18 protein-coding genes are annotated in these 22,754 nt (G+C 34.7%); 17 read left to right on the forward strand and 1 reads right to left on the reverse strand.

Annotation, left to right across the window (positions count from 1 at the left end; translation table 11 throughout):
* Positions 1-141 precede the first annotated feature (141 nt).
* The 15 genes from AC3IPI_RS06090 (at position 142) to AC3IPI_RS06160 (ending at position 18,114) form a co-directional block, all read left to right on the forward strand.
* A complete protein-coding gene (locus tag AC3IPI_RS06090; RefSeq protein WP_489157798.1) occupies positions 142-1,797 on the forward strand; it encodes an arylsulfatase in 1,656 nt (551 codons plus the stop codon).
* Positions 1,798-1,857: 60 nt separating this feature from the next.
* Complete coding sequence (locus AC3IPI_RS06095; RefSeq protein WP_489157800.1) at positions 1,858-2,877, forward strand: HAD family hydrolase; 1,020 nt, start codon at positions 1,858-1,860, stop codon at positions 2,875-2,877.
* 158 nt (positions 2,878-3,035) lie between these two features.
* On the forward strand, positions 3,036-4,682 hold the full coding sequence (locus AC3IPI_RS06100) for a sulfatase-like hydrolase/transferase (RefSeq protein WP_489157802.1): 1,647 nt from the start codon (positions 3,036-3,038) through the stop codon (positions 4,680-4,682).
* Positions 4,683-4,725: 43 nt separating this feature from the next.
* On the forward strand, positions 4,726-5,577 hold the full coding sequence (locus AC3IPI_RS06105; RefSeq protein ID WP_489157804.1) for a transporter: 852 nt from the start codon (positions 4,726-4,728) through the stop codon (positions 5,575-5,577).
* Between the two features lie 32 nt (positions 5,578-5,609).
* Positions 5,610-6,956, forward strand: coding sequence for a DUF1214 domain-containing protein (locus AC3IPI_RS06110; protein ID WP_489157806.1), 1,347 nt, complete (start codon positions 5,610-5,612; stop codon positions 6,954-6,956).
* Between the two features lie 27 nt (positions 6,957-6,983).
* Complete coding sequence (locus tag AC3IPI_RS06115; protein WP_489157808.1) at positions 6,984-8,471, forward strand: DUF1254 domain-containing protein; 1,488 nt, start codon at positions 6,984-6,986, stop codon at positions 8,469-8,471.
* 74 nt (positions 8,472-8,545) lie between these two features.
* The gene (locus AC3IPI_RS06120; protein WP_489157810.1) at positions 8,546-9,325 is read left to right on the forward strand and encodes a DUF2490 domain-containing protein; all 780 of its coding nucleotides are present in this window, start codon (positions 8,546-8,548) and stop codon (positions 9,323-9,325) included.
* 12 nt (positions 9,326-9,337) lie between these two features.
* Positions 9,338-10,738, forward strand: coding sequence for a DUF2252 domain-containing protein (locus AC3IPI_RS06125; protein WP_039113558.1), 1,401 nt, complete (start codon positions 9,338-9,340; stop codon positions 10,736-10,738).
* A gap of 354 nt (positions 10,739-11,092) precedes the next feature.
* Positions 11,093-11,833 (forward strand): DUF2092 domain-containing protein, encoded by a 741-nt coding sequence (locus AC3IPI_RS06130; RefSeq protein ID WP_489157812.1) that lies wholly within the window; start codon positions 11,093-11,095, stop codon positions 11,831-11,833.
* Positions 11,834-11,851: 18 nt separating this feature from the next.
* Positions 11,852-12,577 carry a DUF6515 family protein gene (locus AC3IPI_RS06135; RefSeq protein WP_123912056.1) on the forward strand — a complete coding sequence of 242 codons (726 nt, stop codon included), beginning with the start codon at positions 11,852-11,854 and terminating at the stop codon, positions 12,575-12,577.
* Positions 12,578-12,842: 265 nt separating this feature from the next.
* Positions 12,843-13,427 carry a DUF4136 domain-containing protein gene (locus tag AC3IPI_RS06140; RefSeq protein ID WP_039113563.1) on the forward strand — a complete coding sequence of 195 codons (585 nt, stop codon included), beginning with the start codon at positions 12,843-12,845 and terminating at the stop codon, positions 13,425-13,427.
* Positions 13,428-13,581: 154 nt separating this feature from the next.
* Positions 13,582-14,802, forward strand: coding sequence for a helix-turn-helix domain-containing protein (locus tag AC3IPI_RS06145; RefSeq protein ID WP_489157815.1), 1,221 nt, complete (start codon positions 13,582-13,584; stop codon positions 14,800-14,802).
* A 95-nt stretch (positions 14,803-14,897) separates the two neighbouring features.
* Positions 14,898-15,869 (forward strand): SphA family protein, encoded by a 972-nt coding sequence (locus tag AC3IPI_RS06150; protein WP_489157817.1) that lies wholly within the window; start codon positions 14,898-14,900, stop codon positions 15,867-15,869.
* 84 nt (positions 15,870-15,953) lie between these two features.
* The gene (locus AC3IPI_RS06155; RefSeq protein ID WP_039113567.1) at positions 15,954-16,952 is read left to right on the forward strand and encodes a hypothetical protein; all 999 of its coding nucleotides are present in this window, start codon (positions 15,954-15,956) and stop codon (positions 16,950-16,952) included.
* A 1-nt stretch (position 16,953) separates the two neighbouring features.
* Positions 16,954-18,114 (forward strand): BamA/TamA family outer membrane protein, encoded by a 1,161-nt coding sequence (locus tag AC3IPI_RS06160; protein ID WP_489157819.1) that lies wholly within the window; start codon positions 16,954-16,956, stop codon positions 18,112-18,114.
* A 97-nt stretch (positions 18,115-18,211) separates the two neighbouring features.
* Here AC3IPI_RS06160 and AC3IPI_RS06165 read toward each other — a convergent pair whose 3' ends face one another.
* Positions 18,212-20,659 carry a TonB-dependent siderophore receptor gene (locus AC3IPI_RS06165; protein WP_489157821.1) on the reverse strand — a complete coding sequence of 816 codons (2,448 nt, stop codon included), beginning with the start codon at positions 20,657-20,659 and terminating at the stop codon, positions 18,212-18,214.
* Positions 20,660-20,986: 327 nt separating this feature from the next.
* On the opposite strand from AC3IPI_RS06165, the gene AC3IPI_RS06170 reads away from it, so the two are divergent.
* Both AC3IPI_RS06170 and AC3IPI_RS06175 read left to right on the forward strand, forming a co-directional pair.
* On the forward strand, positions 20,987-22,183 hold the full coding sequence (locus AC3IPI_RS06170; protein WP_039113572.1) for a C1 family peptidase: 1,197 nt from the start codon (positions 20,987-20,989) through the stop codon (positions 22,181-22,183).
* A gap of 238 nt (positions 22,184-22,421) precedes the next feature.
* Positions 22,422-22,751 (forward strand): helix-turn-helix domain-containing protein, encoded by a 330-nt coding sequence (locus tag AC3IPI_RS06175; RefSeq protein ID WP_489157824.1) that lies wholly within the window; start codon positions 22,422-22,424, stop codon positions 22,749-22,751.
* Positions 22,752-22,754 lie beyond the last annotated feature (3 nt).

A 22,754-nucleotide genomic window follows, 5' to 3' on the forward strand; every position in this document is an offset into this window, starting at 1 on the left:
AAAGGTTACAAAGCGATGATATTAAAGAAGTAAAATAAATGTTGAACATATTTATCCCTTAAGTGACTTGTTAAATAGGTGCTTAGGTTCACATTTTTAGTATTTATAAAGCAACAAGGATTATTAACAAATTTTATTATTATGAAACAATTATTTAACAAGTGTGGATTAAAAGGCGCAATATTAGTTTTTGCGGCAGGATGTCTTGCAGTACCCCAGCTGGAAGCCCAAAACAGTAAAAAACCGAATATCCTGGTTATTTGGGGAGACGATATTGGTATTAGTAACATAAGTGCATATAGTAACGGATTAATGGGATATAGAACTCCTAATATTGATCGTATTGCAAAAGAAGGAGAACTTTTTCTTCAATATTATGGAGAACAAAGTTGTACTGCCGGTCGTGCAGCATTCTTAACAGGACAACATGGTATTCGTACCGGATTAACCAAAGTAGGTTATCCAGGAGCACCAATGGGTATGAGTCAACTAGATCCATCTATTGGAGGAATCATGAAAAATTTAGGATATGCTACAGGGCAATTTGGTAAAAATCACGTTGGGGATCGTAATGAAAACCTACCAACAGTAAATGGTTTTGACGAATTTTTTGGAAATCTGTATCACTTAAATGCTGAAGAAGAACCAGAATTGCCGGATTATCCTAAAGATCCAGCATATTTAGCAAAATTTGGACCTAGAGGTGTTTTAAAATGTACAGCTACAAATTCCGATGATGCTACCGTTGATCCACGTTTTGGAAAAATAGGTAAGCAAAGAATTCAAGATACAGGACCACTTACTAAAAAAAGAATGGAAACTGTAGATGACGAAACATCTGCTGCAGCCATTGATTTTATAAAAAGACAAAATGCAGCAGGAAAACCATTTTTTGTTTGGTGGAATGGTACACGTATGCATTTACGTACACACGTTAGAGCAGAACATAGAGGTAAATATACACATGGAGATAGTGAGTATAATGACGGTATGATTGAACATGACATGACTGTTGGAGAACTTTTAAAAGCGTTGGATGATTTAGGAATTGCCGATAATACAATTGTGATGTACTCTACAGATAATGGACCTCACATGAATTCATGGCCAGATGCAGCAATGACACCATTTCGTTCTGAGAAAAACACCAACTGGGAAGGAGCTTTTAGAGTTCCATGTATGATACGTTGGCCAGGCGTTATCAAGCCAGGGACTGTAAGTAATGAAATTGTATCTCATAATGACTGGATGCCAACATTTGCTTCAATTGCAGGTGAGCCAGATTTAACAAAAAAAGCTTTAACTGGATATAGTGCCAATGGTAAAAACTATAAAGTGCATTTAGATGGATTTGATCAGTCGGCTTATTTGAGAGGAACTACACCTAAAAGTGCCAGAGACAAATTCTTTTACTCTGATGATGATGGATTATTGGTAGGAATGCGTCAGGGTGATTATAAGTTTGTTTATGCTGAGCAACGTATGATAGGAACAATGGGGGTGTGGGCAGAACCTTTTACGAAATTGAGATTACAAAAAATATTCAATTTATATCAAGATCCATATGAAAGAGCTGATTTCACTTCTAACACCTATTGGGATTGGATTTTGAATCATGTACAATTGGCATATGGAAATATTGCAGAAGTAGTAACATTTGCTGAAACTTTTGAGCAATTCCCTCCTCGTTCTATACCACCAAGTTTCTCTGCGGCAACTATTATGGAAGAAGTATTACAGGATATCAAATTGAAAAAATCGATACAAAAAGATACTCAATCTTCTAAGAAAAAATAGTATAAAGAAAGATTGGGTCAATAACGGCCCAATCTTTATATAAACGTAATACCCCAGATTATGTATAAAAAAATATATGTATTACCCCTATACTTATTCCTACTAGTTTCGTGTAAGAACAAAACAGAAGATGCAACTGTAGTTGGAACTTCGGATAAAACAGAAGCAGTTGCAACAAGTGGTGATCCGTTACCAAGTTGGAATGATGGAAAACTAAAAAAAGACATCATAGCCTATGTTGAGAAAGTAACTAAGGAAGGAAGTCCCGACTTTATTCCTGTTGAAAGCAGAATTGCAACTTTTGATAATGATGGAACGCTTTGGGCTGAAAAACCATATGTTCAGGAATTATTTGCTTTTTACCGTGTTAAAAAAATGGTAGAGGCAAAACCAGAATTGGCTAAAGTGCAACCTTTTAAAGCTGTTGTTGAAAAAGACAAAGATTTTTTCGCCAAAGGAGGAGATAAAGCACTTATAGAACTAGTTGCTGCAACTCATACGGGTATGACCGAAGACCAATTTGAGAGTTCAGTTAAGGAGTTTTTTGCTGGAGCAACTTATCCAGGGAAAAATGTTCCGTTAAAGCAAATTCGCTATCAACCACAATTGGAGTTGCTAAACTACTTACGTGCTAATGGTTTTAAAACATTTATTGTTACTGGTGGAACTATAGAATTGGTTCGTGCCATCTCGGCAGATTTTTATGGAATCCCTAAAGAACAAGTTGTTGGCACTTCTTTCAAATACAAATTTGATGCTGCAACTGGTAATATTACCCGTGAACCAGCTCTTGATTTATTAAACGATAAAGAAGGTAAGCCAGTTGGAATCCAATTGCATATCGGGCAACGACCTGTATTTGCTTGTGGTAACGAAGGTGGTGCTGGAGATATCGCAATGCTGAAATATACCCAAGGTAACAAATACCCATCTTTTCAATTATTAGTAAATCACAATGATTCGATAAGAGAATTTAGTTATCAGGAAAAAGATAATGCATCATTGAATGCTGCTGCAAAAAACAACTGGCATGTGGTAAACATGAAAGAAGACTGGAAGAAAGTTTTTGCAGATAAATAATTTTATTGGTTTTGGTTAGGTTTTAAAGCGATACAGCTTTTTTGTTTGTTTAAAAGCTGTATCCTTTAATTTTTTTGGATGGATGATTTGAAATAAACGTAATGAACAGAACAGTAGAAATTATAAAGATGAGGCTAAAACACATGATTAATAAGATATTGCTCGCCCTAAGTCTAATCTTTTTGGGTCAGGTTCCTGTTTTTGGACAACAAAAAGAAGATTTAATAAAACCACCTTATAACATTATTTTCATTATTTGCGATCAAGAAACCTATCACTTGGCCGCAAATAATGATTATAAACTCCGGGCTCGACAAGCGCTTGCTAGTCATGGTGTAACATTTAAGAATCATTATATAGCTTCAGCAATGTGTACAGCTTCACGAGCTGCTTTTCTTTCAGGTCAGCCGCCACAGGTTAACGGCTTGTTTGATCAGATGCAGAGCGGCAATGTTCCAAGTCTTCCTTTAAATATACCCAATATGGGTTCGATGCTTAAATCACTTGGTTATCAAACGGCTTATTACGGAAAGTTTGAGATGGATGCAAAACTTCTTAACACTGTAAATACCGTAAATTATAGTAATGCATTACAACCGTATGGATTTGATGCTTTTGGTGCCAATGGTGATGTGGGTAGTGGTCCGTATGACGGATATACAAATGACTATGCAATAGCAACTGAAGGAGTGACTTGGCTTCGTAAACAGAGGGAATCTCCACAAGTAAAACCATTCTTTTTGACTCTTAGCTTTCTTAATCCACATGATATTATGTATGGAGAGGCAAAAAAAATCAGTTCTTCTAAGCGTATGACACCTCCAGCAAATTCTATTTATGAGAAGCAATGGGAATTTAATTTGTCACCAAGTCTTGAGGAATCTCTAATAGGGAAAGATATGCCAGCAGCATTGCAGGAATATAATAAGGGTTGGACTGGAGCCTTAGGCTCGATTCCTGTGGATAATAAGGAGATGTGGAAAGATTTTAACAACTATTATCTAAATTGTTTACAAGATAACGACCATAGTTTTCAGCTTGTCATTGATGCGTTGGATGCGTTGGATTTATGGAAAAATACTGTGGTTATAATGAGTGCCGATCATGGAGAAATGGCAGGTGCACACGGAGGTTTGCGCGGCAAAGGACCAATGTGTTATGAAGGCAATGCCCATGTGCCTTTGATTATTGCTCATCCTAATGGTAAATCTGGAGTGACTTGCGAAGCACTTACAAGTCATCTGGATTTGTTGCCAACTTTGTTTGGATTAACAGGTTTAACAAGCTCTTTGAAACCTGATAGTATTAAAAAACTTCCAGGTCATGATTTCTCATCTTTATTACTTAACCCGGAGAAAGCTAATGTGCAGACGATACGCAAGGGAGTTCTTTTCAATTATGTAGGATTACAAACCGTAGATGCCGATTACTGTACTACAAGTGTAACTAGTTTTCTTGATGGAAAAAGTAAGCCTTCACTCTCTCAGATTAATCTGGGAAAACGTGGTTTTCTAACATTCGTTTTTGATGGACGTTACAAGTTTGCCCGTTATTATGCTCCAGATAATTTCAACAGACCAAAGACTTTGGAACAAATTTTCAAATATAATGATGTGCAGCTTTTTGATTTAAAACTGGATCCAAACGAAATGCAAAATCTTGCCTTATTGCCAGAAAAGAATAAAGATTTGATTTTAAAAATGAATGTTCTTATGAATGAATTGATGGAAAAGGAAGTAGGGGTGAACGATGGTAAATTTTTGCCAGAGAAAGTGAGACCAGTAAAACCTCCTTTGATTTTTTAAGTAATAGCTAGATTTCTTTAAAAAGGTATTTAATAAATATAAGATGATTCAAATAAAAAATAAAACGATGAAAAACGGTATATCCCATTCTAGATTTAAAAATGTGCTAATTGTTGCTGTGATTTCTTTGATTCACTGTGCAGCAATTGCACAAGAAGAAAAACCAGGTACAAGTGCACAAGAACTTGCTGATAAATTGGCAAATCCAGTTGCGAGTCTTATAAGTGTTCCATTGCAAAATAATCTGAATTATGGTATAGGGCCCTATAATGGATCTAAATATACGATTAATGTGCAACCGGTAATTCCTTTTAAATTGAGTGATAATCTAAACTTAATTACCCGTTACGTACTTCCAGTTGTAGATCAAAGAGATATTACGGGAGAAAATACCCATCAATTTGGGTTGAGTGATGCAACTGTAACCGCTTTTTTTGCACCCAAAACAAAGGGACTTATTTTAGGATTTGGACCAGCATTTTTGGTACCAACCGCAACAGATAAGCTTTTAGGAACGGAGAAATTCGGGATTGGACCTAGTGCCTTAGTTATGCATCAGGGAAAAGGACTTTCTGTAGGTTTTCTTGCCAACCAAATATGGTCGGTAGCAGGAAATGAAGACCGTGCCGATTTTAATGAATTCTACATACAGGCTTTCCTTTCTCATAGTTTTAAAAGTGGTGCCAGTTTAGGCGCAAATGTAGAAGTAACCCAAAACTGGGAAGGAAAAACAACAATGATATCTTTCAACCCTTCGATAGGAGCGGTAACAAAATTAGGAAGTCAAGTCGTTCAATTTGCTTTAATGCCATTAATTCCAATAGATGGCCCGTCAGAATCTAAACCAGATTGGGGATTAAGAGCAGTATTGGCTTTTGTATTTCCAGGATCATAAAATCATTTTTAATTTTAAAAAAAAACACTCACATGAAAAAAGGACTTTTTATATTAGTTATAGGTTTTCTGTTTATTAGTTGTAAAAAAGAGGCATCAACTTCAGATGCTACAACAGCGACTATCGAAACTAGCACTGTCCCTACAGATCAGGATATTGTAGATGCATATACCTATTTGTACGGAAGATATTTGGTGATTCAACAGGAAAACCATGATATTAATGTCGAGAAAGTAGGATACAATAAAATTAAATACAATCCGCTGGGAACGGCTCAATTTGTAAATCCAAATCTTGATGTTGCCTATCTTGAAGCTTGGATTGCTGTAGATGCAGATCATGCAGTTATCCTGAATGTTCCTAAAATTGAGGGGCGTTATTATACTGCTGAATTACTAAATGGTTGGGGAGAAGTAATTGTAAATATAAACAATCGCAATTATCCTAAAACTCCTTATGGGAAATTTGCTCTAGTTTTAAAAGGAACAAACCCTACCATTCCTGCCGATGCGGTAAAAATTGAATTACCATCGAATAAAACTAAAATGCTAGCTCGAGTAGAGTTGAAAGGAACGCCAGTAATTGCTAAAAAATTACAAGAACAATTTACGCTTACTGTACCCGAAGGAATTAAAATCGCTCCACCGCTTACAATACCGGATTTTACTCCAAAAAAACCAATAGGTGGCGAAATATTTGACAAAGTCGAAGAAGTTATTGCTTCATATCCAGATGTAATGCCCAAAGCGAAAGAATATCAGGATAAAGCAATTTCGATTGAGCAATATCGTAAAACTGATGATAAGGCGAAAGCACGTGTTGATGAAATAATAAAAACAAAAGCGATTCCAGGATTTTTAGCAGGAGCAAAAGGTTTCGGAACTCAAAAAGGAGGATGGTCAGTATCGTATGTTGCAGGTAATTTTGGCAATGATATTCTGGCTCGCGATATTATTAATTATGGAGGTTTATGGGCAAACCGTAAAGAAGAAGCTGTTTATTTTATCGGATTAATAGATAGCAATAAACAACCCTTAAGTGGAGATAAAGTATACGAAATTAGATTCCCAAAAGATAGTTTACCAGACACAGCAGTTGACGGATTTTGGTCGACAACAGTATATAGTGTACCTGATTACAGAGTAGTTGATAATAAATTAAAACGCTATAACCTGAATAATGTTTCGGGTTTAAAGAAAAATCCTGACGGTTCCTTAAGTATTTGGTTGGCTTCTTCATTGCCAAAAGGAGCAATAGAAAGTAACTGGTTGCCAACACCAGCCGGAAAAGGGTTTTCAATTAATTTCCGCACCTATGTTCCTAAGAAAATAACTCAGGACGGAAAATGGTTTCCTGCACCTATAGTGGAAAAAAGATAAACAATTAACAAGTTTAAATCATTCATAATGAAAAAAATATTCATTCCGTTATTTGCAGTTTTGATGCTAATAAGCTGTAAGCAAGAAACATCAATTAAGCAAAGCCCAGCAGATAATTTAGCAACTAAAGATACTTCTGGAGTTCATGAAGGGATTCTGTCAGGCCCCGTAAAAAACACAATCCTTACAGATGAATATGTAAAACATATTGGGGCAATTGCTTATTTATGGGGTTGGCCAATGATGAATATTCATAACAGGAAAGTAACTTTTGAGAAACTTCCTCAACCTGTTTATGGAGGAGGGATTGTTCCCTTAAGCCCACCAAACCAGTTATGTATGCTTACGGATTATATAAAACCAGGAGAAAGAGAGGTAGCTTGTCCTAATCAGGATGTAGTATATGGTTTTGGTTTAACCGATTTTACAAAAGAGGCATTGGTTGTGCAAGTTCCTGACTTTGGAGACCGTTTCTGGGTATATCAGGTTTGTAATCAGCGTACAGACAGTTATGCTTCTTTAGGAAAAATGTACGGAACAAAACCTGGATTCTATTTGTTAACAGGTCCAAAATGGAATGGAAAAGTTCCAGATGGGATTACACAAGTATTTAAATGTGATACCGATTTAGGAGTTGTAGTTCCGCGCGTTTTTCAAACGGATGACCCTACTGATAAAAAATTAGTTCAACCTATTGTTCAACAAATAGTAATGTATCCATTAAGTCAGTACGATGGAAAAATGAAAACAAAAGACTGGACGAAAATTCCGGTATTACCTTCTGCTCCACATACTGGTAACGAAGAGACGAAATGGGTGAGACCAGAAGTGTATTTTGATGAATTGCCAGCTATTATGAAAGAAGTACCTGCATTGCCAGGTGAGGAGGCAATTTATGGACAAATACAATCTGTTCTGGATGCAGCTGCAAAAGACCCAAGAATTAAAAATTTGCTAAAACAAGCCGCAATAGAAGCTGATCAAAAACTGATAACGCCATTATTCCAATTCTCAAATGTAGGATATCCTCTAAAAGATAATTGGACAACACAAGGAAACGGTGCACAGTTTGGACTAGATTATCTTACCAGAACAGCATGTGCCAAAGCAAATATCTTTGTAAATAAACCTAATGAAACAAAATATTTTTATCAGGATAAAGATGTAGCCGGAACACGATTACACGGAAATGAAAAATACACAGTGACTTTTACCAAAGGCGAAGTGCCACCAGTAAAAGGATTCTGGTCTTTAACCTTGTACAATCAATATCATTTCTTTTCTCCAAACTCAATCAATCGTTTTTCTTTGGGAACAAAGAATAAGGATTTAAAATACAATCCAGATGGTTCATTGACAATTTATGTACAAAACACACCACCAGCTACAGATAAATTGAGAAATTGGTTACCATCACCAAAGGAAAATTTCTCTTTATACGTAAGATGTTATTGGCCAGAGGACAGGGTGTTGAATGATGCTTGGTTGCCACCAGCGGTACTTAAAGTCAAATAATTTAAGTGTGAGTTTTAATCTAAAATGTATTTGAAGTGCAACATTCGTTGAAGTACAACTAATCGGATTGTAAAATGAAGAGAACCAGTATTTTGAAAACCATAAGTTTTATAATCGTATTTACTTTTTTGGGTAGTGTAAAAACAAATGCTCAAAAAATGGAACAGAATGTTGCGGCATGGGTTGGTTATGAAATGTATTTACCATTTAAAGAAGATGGAAGATGGGGATTGTTGTTGGAAGGATATTCAAAAGGAAATCAATTTGTGTCTGAACTTCAGGGTTCTTTTTACAGAGCTGGAGCCAATTATTATCTTAAAAACGGAAACCGATTAGGTGCTGGTATTGCCTATCAATGGGATTTGCCCTATGATGAGGTCTCCTTACCATACAATAATCCAGATTACAGAATATACGAGCAATTTATTTGGCGTATAGTAAAGAAAGAAGGAAAAGAAGTCTGGTCACAACGTTTTAGGATGGAGCAACGATGGTTAGGAAGAAAAGACGATCCAAATAGCACAAGCGACCATTTTGATTATTACAAATTCGAAAATACGTTACGATACCAAGTACGATATCAATTATGGTTTAAAGAACGATGGGCAGCTGTTGTTTATGATGAGGTTCATATAAGAACCAATGCAGCCAGCAGCGATGAGAATTACTTAGATCAAAACCGATTGTATTTAGGAACTGCTTACAGTCTTGACAAGCGGAGAGAAATACGATTGGAAGTAGGATATATGAATCAGATTTTTTGGAAATCGCCCGATACCGAAAGTGGGCTTAGCAGAATGAATCATACTATTAGGATTACGCTTACAACTGATTTGCCTTTTAAACGAAAATAAAAATTAGAAGCTATGATTGATGAATCCAAAGAAACCAACGAAAACATATTTGATTCTGGAATATCAAAAGCAGAACGATTTGCCGAGGGAAAAGCAATTCGTAAAACTACACCGCGCTCCATTCATAGCGAGTGGAAACCCGCCAAAGATAGAGAAGATCCTGTTGCTATATTAATTAATACAAGTGTAGGTAGAGTCGAAAGTCTATTACCTATTAGATATAGTAGGATGATGGAATCTCCATTTTCTTTTTATAGAGGTGCAGCAGCAATTATGGCAGCCGATTTAAAACAGTCTCGCACAACAGGAATAGAACTTCAGCTTTGCGGAGATTGTCATTTAATGAATTTTGGAGGATTTGCGACTCCTGAGCGTCAGTTAGTTTTTGATATTAATGACTTTGATGAAACACTTCCCGGACCATGGGAATGGGATTTAAAACGACTTGCAACCAGTTTTACTATTGCAGCAAGATGGAAGAATTTTTCTCCAAAAATAAGCAAAGAAGTAGCTCGACTTGTTGCCGAAAGTTACAAAAAACACATGCTTGAATATAGCAAATTATCAGCACTACAAATATGGTATGCTCATATTGATCTAGCCGACTTGATAGACTTAGGAAGTGATGAAGAAATAAAGCAGTTCCAGAAAAAAAGACTAAAAAAAGCGGCAGAATATACTGCTCATGAAAAAGAGTTTGCCAAACTCACTTATCAAGAAGGAAAACGGGCTCGTATTAAAGATGAACCACCACTTATTTATCACCTAACGGGCGAAGAAGGCGAAAATATGCTGAGACAAGCAGAGGCAGTTCATAAAAAGTATATAAAATCATTATCTGAAGATAAACGAATACTCCTAAACCGATATTCAGTACATGATATTGCTATAAAAGTAGTAGGAGTAGGAAGTGTAGGAACGCTTTGCGGGATAAGTCTGTTAATGTCGGGAACTGGCGAACCGATTTTTTTACAATTTAAAGAAGCTAGGCAAAGTGTATTAGAACCTAATTTAAAAACCAAAAGTATTTATAAACATCAAGGTGAACGTATCGTAATGGGACAGAAGTTAATGCAGTCAGCATCGGATATGTTTTTGGGATGGACGGATGGAGAAAGTGGGAAGTTTTTTTACATACGACAACTTCGCGATGCCAAAGTTAAACCTGTTCTTGAGGTTATGAAAGCCAAAAATCTTATGGATTATGCCAAAGCATGCGGATGGGTATTAGCAAGAGCACATGCACGTTCGGGAGATGCTTCGGTTTTATCTGGTTATATGGGTAAAAACAAAGAATTTGCCAATGCGATTGCAGATTTTTCGGTTTCCTATGCCAATCAAAATGAAGCGGATTATAAGAAAATGTTAGAAGCTGTTAAAAGCGGAAGATTACCGATACCAATGGAAAGTTAATTTAATATTAAAGTAACCCGTTGGGTGTAATTAATTTTAACACATAGAAACATAGGCTTTGTATTCTCAAAGAAGTCGTTTCACTTATTTTAAATGCACATAGCTAAGCTATGTGAAAGAAATGTATTTCTTTTTGTGTTCTTTTTTACACATAAAATCTATGTTTCTATGTGTTAAATGAAATTTTTACGACCCGAGCGAAGCGAATAGACGCAGTAATTACACCCAACGGGTTAAAGTAATAAGTAAATAAAGAACAAACGTATGAAATGAGCATGACCTTAAATTGGTCGCAAACACCAATGGAGATATGCGAATTACATATGACCGATAAAAATCAATTAATATCTACATATGAATAGAAAGTTTTTATTTTTAATAGGCTTCTTGATGATGGTTATCTCAACAAATGCCCAAACACAGCGTATAGATTCTACGGCTGTTTATCTCTTAAGCCGAACTACCGAAACCATGCAGGATATAAAGTCTTGTAGTTTTACTGCGGTAACGACTTATGATATCTTAACGAATAATTTAGGACTTGTAAAGCACGCTATTATTGATAAAGTTGCCATTAAGTTTCCAGAGAAAATGAAAGTAACTTCTACAGGAGACAAAGGCAATCGGGCATTGTTGTATAATGGACAAAGTTTAAATTATTATTCTTACGATAATAATACTTATGCTACGACCGCTGCGCCAAATTCTGTGATTGAAACAATAGATGATGTTAGCAAAAAGTACGGAATTGAGTTTTCGGCTGCCGATTTTTTCTATCCTTCTTTTGCTAGCGATATTCAGTCTTCTAGTGAAGATTTGGTCTTTTTGGGAAAAACAACTATTGATGGAAAGGAATGTTTTCATATTGCAGGGCGTGATAAAACCAAAAGTTTTCAGTTTTGGATAGCAAATGATGATTTGTTTTTACCTCTCAAGATGGTAATAATTTATACAGATCAAAAAGAGAGTCCGCAATTTGAAGCAGTTTATAAAGACTGGGTAATAAACGCCGACTTGCCAGACACTTTGTTTGAGTTTAAAGCTCCCCCTAAGGCTACCAAAACAAAATTTGCTCCTAGAGAAAAAACTAAGTAATCACATAAATAGATTCCTATGAAATCATATAAATCAAATAGAATTTCGATATTTATTATGGTATTGTTTGCAATGCTATTAATGATTCCAGAAACAGTTACAGCGCAACGTTTTGGTCATTTCCCACCGCCGCGTCCGATGCCTAGACCAATGCCTCGTCCGGAACCGATTAGACCTATGCCACGTCCTGAACCGATTAGGCCGATACCGCCAAGGCCGTTGCCACCACCTCCACACCCGTATCCAAGACCGTATCCGGTACCATTTCATCCTTACCCAGTACCATTTCCATATGCGTATCATCCGTTTGTGCCCTATGTTTGGGGACCAACATGGTATCCTGTAGGTTTCTTTTTGGCAACATTAACCACCGCAGCAATAATTGTATCTGTAGAGAATACAAACTATAATTATGACGATGGAGTGTATTATGTAAAAGAATCTAGTGGGTATAAAGTTGTACCAGCACCAATAGGCGCAACAATATCTGATTTACCAAAAGGATATGTAACGATAACTGTCTCGGGTGCCGAGTATTACTATTATGGAGGAACTTATTATAGTAAAACTTCAGGTAAGTATAAAGTTGTAACAGCACCAGTTGGAGCAGTTGTAACACATCTTCCAGAAGGAGCAGAAGAAAAAACAATCGACGGTCAAAAATACTTGCTTTATAACAATGTGTATTATCAGCCAATTTCTAAAGATGGTCAGGATAGTTACGTTGTCGTACAAGGTAAATAATTGACAGAATGTATTTGTAAAAGCTTCCATTGTAAGGCTAAATATATGTAATTCAGTTTATAATGGAGGATATTTAATCAAATTTGTTTGGGGTAATTAATAAAATAATTTACCTTTAGGGAAAATACCACTTAATTTTAAGAATGTTTTAACTTAAAAAAACAATATTCTTAATAGGAATTTCCGCTCATTCAAAATTTGATCATTTATTTAATAGTTTAAATAGCTTACTAATTTTTTAATAATCACTTTAAAATTTAATAAAATGAACACGAGAAGAAGAACCTTATTCATAATCCCAGTTATATTATTGGGTTTGATTTACAGCTGTGCACCAAGCGTAAAAGTTACAAACGATTACGACCATTCAGCTAATTTTTCTGAGTATAAAACATTTGCGGTTTATGACTTAAAAGCGCAAGAGGGTCAGGTAAGCCAGTTGAATGTAGATAGAATTGCAAATGCAATTCGTACAGAAATGGCTAGTAAAGGATTTAAAGAAACAGCAAACAATCCTGATCTGAAAGTTAATGCGGTTACCATTTTAAAAGACAAAAAACAGGTTACAGCAAATTCTAATTTCTATGGATATGGCGGTATGTATCGTCCGTATGGATATTGGGGTGCTGGTGGTGGTATGCTAAGTGGTACTACAACTTATGATACCTACGATTATGTTGATGGGTCTTTGGTAATTGATATTGTATCTACAAAAACACAAAAACTAATTTGGCAAGGAATCGGTAATACCGAATTAGATAAAAGACCAGATAATCCAGATGAATTTATTAGTTCTTCTGTAAAGAAAATTTTAGCTGGATTCCCTCCTGGCTTAGTTGTAAAAAAATAAGTTTTACAACGAGTATACTACAACTCGATTAAACTTATCTCCCTACTAGATAAGTTTAATCGTTTTATAATGCAGGCAACTACAAGACGTCTTTGATAATGTTGATTTTATAAATGAAATCATTTCTAGAATAAAAATGTTAAATCTTTCCCCCATGATTTATATATTACTATCTCTCTTTTTCTTTATCGCATCAATAGCAGGTTTTGCTGTTTCGTTGATGATTATTTTTACCAAAAAAAATCTTAATCAGAATTTCTTTTTGAGTCTTTGCTTGTTTAGCCTGGCTATAGGAAGTATTTATAGTTTTTACTTGTCTGCAAGTGTATTAAAAGGGTTTTCAAATTTCTTTATAATCACCCGTTCTTTTATTTTCTTGGTAGCACCATGTTCTTTTTTATATATAAGAAATGTTTTGTTGCCTGGAAAAATGATTAGAAAATACGATTGGATACATTTTACTCCCTTTATAGTATGTTTCATTTATATTTTATTTTCATTTTCAGACCGTTATCTTAATCATTTAGGAAGTTTGTTTAATGAGGATATAATACAAAGAACAGACTATTTATCTGTTAAAGTAAATGCTGCATTTCCGTTAATCATAATATTATCTTGGTTAGGATATGCTTTTGTGCAAACCATAATGATTTTAAAATTTGATTTAAAAAACACACATAAACTTAAACGATATAATGATAAGGTTATTAATTGGTTGAGGATTTTTAATATTATGATTATAGTACTTTTTTCGACACTTTTTGTGCATCGATTCTTGAGTAGCTCCGTAATTAATATTGATTTTCTGTACAACGCAATGGTATCTTTTATCCTTCTTTTTACAGTGAGTTGGTTGTATTTTAAACCTCAGGTTTTGTACGGTTTACGAGAGCCGCTTATTACTTTGCGTAATTTTAGCAACGATAATTTTAGTAAAACTATAAAGACAGAAGAAGTAAAAGACGCTTTGCCTATATTAAGCTTGCTTACAGACGAAAAGAAAATAACTTATTTAATAACACTTGAAAAAGCCTTTCTTAGTAAAAAACTCTTCTTAAAGAAAAATCTTGTCATTCGCGATTTGTCCGAAGAAACAGGAATACCAGTTCACCATCTTTCAAGTCTGATAAATAGTGAATATAATCTTCATTTTCAGGATTATGTAAATCTTAAAAGAATCGAATACTTTAAAGATAAAGTAAACGATATCGATTGGAAACACTTGTCTCTGGAAGGAATGGCATGGGGTTCGGGATTTAAATCCAGAACAACTTGTTTTAGAGCATTTGTTAAACACACAGGTAAGTCTCCATCAGAGTATTTCAAATTTATTCGAGTAACTTCTGAAGGAAGAAATGAATTCTCGATAAAATAATTTCATTACCAGAACAAGATAAAACTTGTGTTGAGGGATTCTTTTATTGATTAAGTATTCTAAAATTATTTAATGAATTATTATAAAGTAAAATCATGAAAACAGTATTTAATAAAAACATACAATCTATAAAAACAGTTGTTACAACACTGGTTTTATTAATTCCTTTTTTTAGTAATGCACAACTTAAAGGGGGACATTTTCTGGGAGCTATGGGATTACAATCGGGTACCCAAACACCCGAAAATACCCTTTCTGTATTTGTACCCGTTTATTTTTATAACACGACTTCTTTACGAAATAACGATGGCGATGTTGCAGTCGCAGATCCAAATTTAAATATGTTCCTTACAGCTGTGGGTGTAAGTTGGGTAAGCGATTTTAAGATTTTAGGAGGAAATTATGGAGCATCAGCATTATTACCATTTGCCTCCAATGCAATTCAGGGGAATTATGTAAGCTCAAAAAGCCCTTTTGCGTATTCAGATACTTATATCATACCATTACAATTGGGTTGGCATAATAAAAAAGCCGATTTCATTTTTACCTACGCCATGTATTTGCCTACGGGTAAGTTTGAAAACGGAGCTAGTGATAACAGTGGTTTAGGAATGTTTATAAATGAGTTTTCGGCAGGAACAACACTTTTTTTTAATGATAAAAAAACATTGCATTTATCAGCATTAGCTTCTTATGAAATAAATGGAAAGAAAAAAGATACCGATATTAAAACAGGAGATCTTTTTAGCCTTGAAGGAGGATTCGGAAAAACATATTATGTAATGGGAGGCACTACAGATGCACCAGCTCCGAAATCTATAATTAATGCAGGTTTAGTTTACTACATGCAGTTTAAAGCAACAAGCGATGAAATACCTATCGGGAGCTCCGTTTTTTCAGGTAACAAGGATCGTGTTATGGCTTTAGGTGCCGAAGTAAATTATTTTCATATTAGCTCAAGTACTTCAGCTGGATTACGCTGGTTTGGAGAAGTTGAATCTATTAACAGATTTAAAGGGAATACTTTTTTTATAACGCTGGCTCATGTTTTTAGTACGAAGAAATAAATAGCCAATTATAAGAAATTGGTATAAGGGTTCCAATTGATAAAGGTGTGAAATCTCTCAACAAGTAATTAAATATACCTGCGTATGAAATTAAAAGGATTATTAGTACTGATATTTATTATCATTAATCAGAATATAGTATTTGCCCAAAAAGAAGATTTACGCCAAGCTTACGCTGATAGTATAAAAACATCTACATGGGCTTATAGATTACCCGCTTGGGGACAACGTATTACCAAAAGAGGAGTCGATTTGCCATATCCGATCGGGATTATGATAAATTATTTTTCAGGAAGTCAAAAGGTTGTTATCAGTGATCTGGAAGTAGGGATAAACAATAGCCCGTTAGTTCCTCTTGATTTTGTGAAATTTGGAGAAACCAAAGCCACACTTAATTCCGTAACCTCACGTATAGATGTTTGGGCATTGCCTTTTGTAGACATTTATGCAGTTGTAGGTAAAACTTGGGCGAGTACAAGTGTAAACGTTGTCGAGCCAATGAATTTTAGTAACAAAGTCGATTTTGAAGGAGGGACTTTTGGAGTCGGAATGACTTTAGGAGGTGCTTACAAACATGTATTCGGAACCTTAGATTATAACAATACATGGACAAAATTTGATCAAATCGAAGGATCTATTCATTCTCAAATGTTAGCGCCAAGATTTGGATATGTTTTTCAGTCCCGACGAAAACCGAATAGAAATTTTGCTCCATGGATTGGAGTTCAGGGACTTTTTGTAAACAGAGTGACCAAAGGAACTATTAACCTTTCGGATTTAGGAGTCAGCGGAAATTCGGCAGATTTTGATGTCGAAGATAAGGCTTGGTACCAAAATTTGCCTGCGGCAGATAAGGTTATTATTAAACAAATAGCCGATAAAATAAGAGACAAATTAGATAAGTTAGATCCAGAAGATGCTTCAATTTCGTATTCACTTAAAAAGAAAGCACTTTCTCCTTGGAGTATGTCTGTGGGTGGACAGTTTCAATTAGATCACCATTGGCAGTTTCGAACAGAAGCAGGCTTTTTTGGTGGACGTTCCTCAATTTTAGCTTCAGTAAATTATCGATTTGGATTTTAATATGAAAAAAACAAACCAACTCCGAAAAGTATTCCTGTTTCTTATAGTTTTCATGACGATAACGATGACAGGGCAGGATAAAGAACATAAACACATAAGTATGAAAGATTCCCTAGATGGGGCTTTTGATTTAAGTGATTACATAATTTATGCACATGGTTTTATAGTTGTACCTACACTTATTACCGAGCCTGCTTTAGGAGGAATCGGGGGAGCAGTGTTACCTATTTTCCTTAAAAAACACGACCCAGTTATAGATGCAAATGGAAAGAAAAGATTTATAGATCCTGATATAACTGGAGCAATGGGGATGTATACAGGTAATAAAAGTTGGGCTGCAGGTGCATTTCGTGCAGGAAGTTTCATAAAATCAAGAATATTATATCGTGTAGGAGGAGGCTATGGAGATGTAAACATGTCTTTTTATGAAAATTTGCCCAACGGAAAAGATAAAGAAATTGACCTTAATTTTAAATCATTTGCATTCTATACTCGAGTCATGAAACAGTTTAGAAACGGAAAATGGAGTGCAGGGCCTCAGTATTTTTTTCTCAATTCTAAAATTAATTTTCCTGATTTAAATAATTTTCCCTCGTTTGCTAAATTTAGTGATATTAAAAGTGTAGTAAGCCAATTAGGTGGAGCCATTCAGTTTGATGGACGCGATAATATCTTTACGCCAGATAAAGGAATGCGGTTTCAGTTTGACTTTTTCTGGTCAGATAACACAATTGGCAGTGATTATGATGCATGGCGGTTAAATTTGTCTGCAATAGGGTATTATCCTATCGCCAAAAAATTAATTGGCGGACTTAGACTAGAAGGAGAACAGTCACTTGGTAATGCTCCTTTTTATCTTAGACCGGGAATTAATTTAAGAGGAATTCCTTCAGCCAGATATCAGGGTAAAGCCAGTGTTGTAACTGAAGCTGAACTAAGATGGGATTTGTACAGAAGATGGAGTCTTATGGGCTATGGCGGTCTGGCAAGTGCTTTTAACGATTGGGATAAAGCTTTTGCTAAACCAGTTGTTTATAGTTATGGAACAGGTTTTCGATATTTAATTGCTAGAAAATTTAAATTAAGAATGGGAGTCGATGTAGCGAGAGGTCCGGAAGATTGGGCATATTATGTAGTTTTTGGAAGCAATTGGCTTCGTTAAATTACCTTAAAAACGTTTCTGTTAGTTAGTTAATTCAATAATTGTCTAAAACCTGATAGCGATTGCTATCAGGTTTTTTTATTTCTAAACAGTTCTCTTAAAATGAATAGCCAAGCGTAAGTAACCAGTTTCTTGGAGCTCCGGGAAATAAACGGATGTAATCATATCCACCAACCCAATAGGTTTTATTGGTTAGATTATTTGCGTTCAATTGTATTTTAAATTTGTTAATGGTGTAATACAAAGCAGCATTCATTAACGTGTAACCAGGTATTGTTTGTGTTGCACTAATACTTAAGTTACGAGTTGTTACAAAGTTTGTTCCCATAGCAAGCCCAAAATCTTTTAGAGCACCATCTACAAAATTATAACGTGTCCAGATATTTCCTTGTTGTATTGGAGTGTTTGGTTTTTGTCTTCCTATTTCGTCAGCTATTGGACTTTCGGTAATATGTGCTTCGTTATACGAATAAGCTGCAGAAATACTCCATTGACGAGTTATACTTCCATTTACATCAATTTCTATTCCTTTAGATTCTTCTGTACCTACCTGTCTCATTAAGTCAATATTAGAAGGATCATTGGCATTATACAACGTGTTTTTTTGTTGAATCTTAAACAAGGCTAGCGTAACAAATAATTTTTCTTTAAACCATGACGATTTACCTCCAAATTCTATCATATTACTTTCTAAAGGATCAAAAGGCCCACCAGCATTTGGATTAGATAATGATGATGTGGTTTGTGGGTTATATCCTTTTACGTAGGTACCATAAACATTAATGTTTGAGTTTACTGTGTACGTTAGACCTATACGTGGTAAGAATGAATGTTGTTTTACTTTCTTCTCATTATCTTTTGTGTAATTTTCGCGGTCGGTATATTCGTCATAGCGAACTCCAATTAAGGCTTGCAGACGACCCCATTTTATATGATCCTGCAAATAGATACCATACAAAGAATAATAGCTAGGGTCGAATGGACGTGCAGTATAAAAATATTTGCTAACATCTTTTAATTGTTGAGATCCTGATGGATTTGTTAAGTCAAAATGAGCAACATTCGGAACAGGATTTCCTTTGGAATCTAATAAATAAGCACTGCTATTTTTCGGATTATAAGTATTAATCGCTCCATTATTTGCTGCATTTCTGTATCCTTTTGCCTCAAGCTGAGAACCTCCAGATGGAACTTGTTCCTGTGCGTAGTCATATCCTAAGATTAAATTATGATCTAAATCGCCTGTTTTTGTTTTGTACACAAAAAAGGTCGAGATATTATCGATATAGCGTTTACGTTTACGCATAAAAACCTGCATTTCTATCGCAGACGGAATTGTACTGCCATCTGCTGCAGACGCATATTTGTTGGCACCACGATGTTCTAGCAAGTCTTCGTTATACCCCGTTCGGATATACGAAGCAGAGAATGATAACTTATCGGTAAATTGATGGTTTAATGAAGTTGTAACAATATAAGTTTCTTCGTTAAGATAATCATTAGGAGAGTTTAATGATTGTTTAGTTTTTGTAGAATACAAGTTGTTTTCGTAAGTCGATTGTCCACGATCAAGCATCCCTTTTGAACTTGTATAAATTAAATCAAAATTTACTCGGGTTTTATCATTTGGTAAAAACGATAGAGAAGGAGCAATAACAATGTTCTTATCAAATTGCAAATCTCTAAAAGAATTGGCATTCTCGTAACCAATATTCAAACGGTATAAAAGTGATTTATCTTCGGTAAGCGGTCCTGTAAAATCGGCTAATGCTCTAAGAGTATTAAAACTTCCTGTAGAAAAACTGATACTATTTGCTGGTTGGTCCAATGGTTTTTTGGTTACCCTATTTATAACTCCACCAGGTGATGCATTACCAAATAATGCTGATGATGGACCTTTTAATACCTCTACACGTTCCAGATAATTTGCCAAAGGCTGTTTCCAGAATCCTGTCGAAGTCCTTAAACCATTTAGTAATTGCGTATTGCTTCCGCCATTTATTCTAAAACCTCTAATCGATACATCATCATAAAAAGAAAACTGACTTACACCACTAAAATTCTTTATAACCTCTCCGATACGTATTGCGCCTTGGTCGGCAATTAGTTCTTTAGTAGCATAAGAAACCGCTTGTGGTAAATCCTTTAGAGCAATTTCTGTTTTTGCACCAATAAAAGATTTTGTGTTTTTGTATGATTTCTCTTTTCTACCAGTAATCTCTACAGTTTGCAGCGTATTAATATTTTCTTTTAGCGTAATGGTTGGTAAGTTTAGTTTTTCATTCTCATGTAATTCGATCGTTTTTTCCTGAGAAGATAGACCTAAACTAGAAAAAAGAAGAGTGTAGGTTCCTGGTCTAAGATTATTGATCTGGAAATTTCCCTTTTCGTCGGCAGAGATATTCTTTTTTAGTTCCTTAATAAAAACAGCTGCATAAGAAGCCTCTTCATCGTTTTCGGTAACTATTTTTCCTGTAATTTGGGTAGTTTGAGCTTGCCCAATATTAAAAAATGCTATAAGTAGCACTATATAAATTAGTTTCATTGTATGGTATTTGGATTTTTACGGTGCAAATATATATTTATTTAGACTTGATAAAAATAATAATTTAAGAAAACTTTATATAAAAAAAGAGAACACGCGTGAGTGTTAGATTATTCAGGACTTTTTATTTAGAAGCAACAGCATAATTTTACTTTATTGCTGCATAAAGATTACCTGTTTTGAGTATTTTGTAAGTTTTTATAGATTAATAAAAACATTGTATAAAAATTAACTGCATTAGGTTAGTTTTTTTATTTAATATTTAATTGTTTTGTAACAAAAATAAAATCAAGGCTACTAATTAGTCAACTATTTAAATCATTGATTATGTATAAAATTACGATGAAATCGGTATTCGCAGCATCTGCCTTTATGGTAGGTGTGAGTGGTTGTTTCGCACAAGACATTTTGGTTAACTCTTTAAAGTTAAATGCAAGCGAAAAAAGTAAAGAGAATTTTAAATTTACGGAGCAAATTAACCTAGGAACAACATCGGTAAAATCTCAAGGTTCATCAGGAACATGTTGGAGCTATGCGACAAACTCTTTCTTAGAGTCAGAAATGATTAGACTTGGAAAACAACCAGTTGAGTTGTCTCAAATTTTCTCTGCAAGAAATGTGTATGTTGAAAAAGGTAAAAACTACGTGCGTATGCATGGAGCAGTAACATTAGGCGACGGAGGTTCATTGCATGATGTAATCAATATGTATAGAAAATACGGAGCTGTTCCAAGAGAAGTATATACAGGATTAAACTACGGAACAGATAAAAATAAATTTGCCGAAATGGCAGCTATAAACGAAGGAGTTTTAACAGCAGTAGTAAAAAATCCAAACGGAGAACTTACTCCAAACTGGGAAAAAGCCTATGCAGCAGTTATTGATTCTTACTTAGGAAAAGTGCCAGAAAACTTTACTTACAAAGGAAAAAATTATACACCACAATCATTTGCAAAAGAGATAGTAGGTGTTAATCCAGATGAATATGTTGAAATGTCATCATTTACAACAGCGCCATATTACCAAAAAACATTATTGGCAGTGCCAGACAACTGGTCATTTGATCAGGTTTACAATGTAAAAGTTAATGATATGACCGATGTTATTGATAATGCATTAAAAAAAGGATATACAGTGGCTTGGGCTACAGATGTAAGTGAGAAAAGCTTTAGCTGGAAAAACGGTGTAGCATATGTACCAACAAAGAAATTTGATGATATGACTGCTGATGAAAAAGCAGATATGTTTAACGGACCAAAAGCAGAACCAGAAATTACTGCCGAAATGCGTCAGGCTGCTTTTGATAACTATCAAACTACAGATGATCACGGAATGCACATTATTGGTTTAGCCAAAGATCAAACGGGTAAAGAATATTACATCGTAAAAAATTCTTGGGGAGAAACAAATGACTACAAAGGTTTCTTGTTTGTAACCAAAAATTTCGTGAAATATAAAACTACAGCTCTTATGGTAAACAAAGGCGGATTACCTGCTGATATTGCTAAGAAGTTAGGAGTTTAAGAATTTTAATTCTTTTTAGAATATAGAAAAAGCGCTGCAAGAGATTGTGGCGTTTTTTTTTACGCTTTTTAATTTATTCTTATTAGATATTAGAAGCTTTTCTAAAAGATTAAAAGGGGATATTGTTGGATCTACAAAATTAGAATTAAATAGATCTAACAATATTAACATGCTTTTGTTTAAAAATGAAAATTAAAAAGTGGATTAGATTAAAACAATGATTTATATTTGACAAATAATGTCAAGTGGTAATTATCAAATGGAAACAGTTGGACAAATCATTCGTAGAAAAAGAGAGAGTTTAGGTTTATTACTTAGACAAGTATCAGCTTACGCAGATATAGATCAAGCAATTTTAAGTAAAATTGAGCGTGATGAAAGGAGAGCGAAGAAAGATGTCATTTTTAAAATAGCAGAGATTTTACAACTTGACAAACAAGAATTATTAATTCAATTTATGAGCGACAAAATTGCTTATGAAATTGCCGATGAAGATTGTGCCAGCAGAGTTTTAAAGATTGCTAGTGAAAAAATAAAATATATAAAATCTCATCCAATAAAAATCTAAAAT

The sequence above is a fragment of the Flavobacterium sp. GL_143 genome (assembly GCF_057834355.1).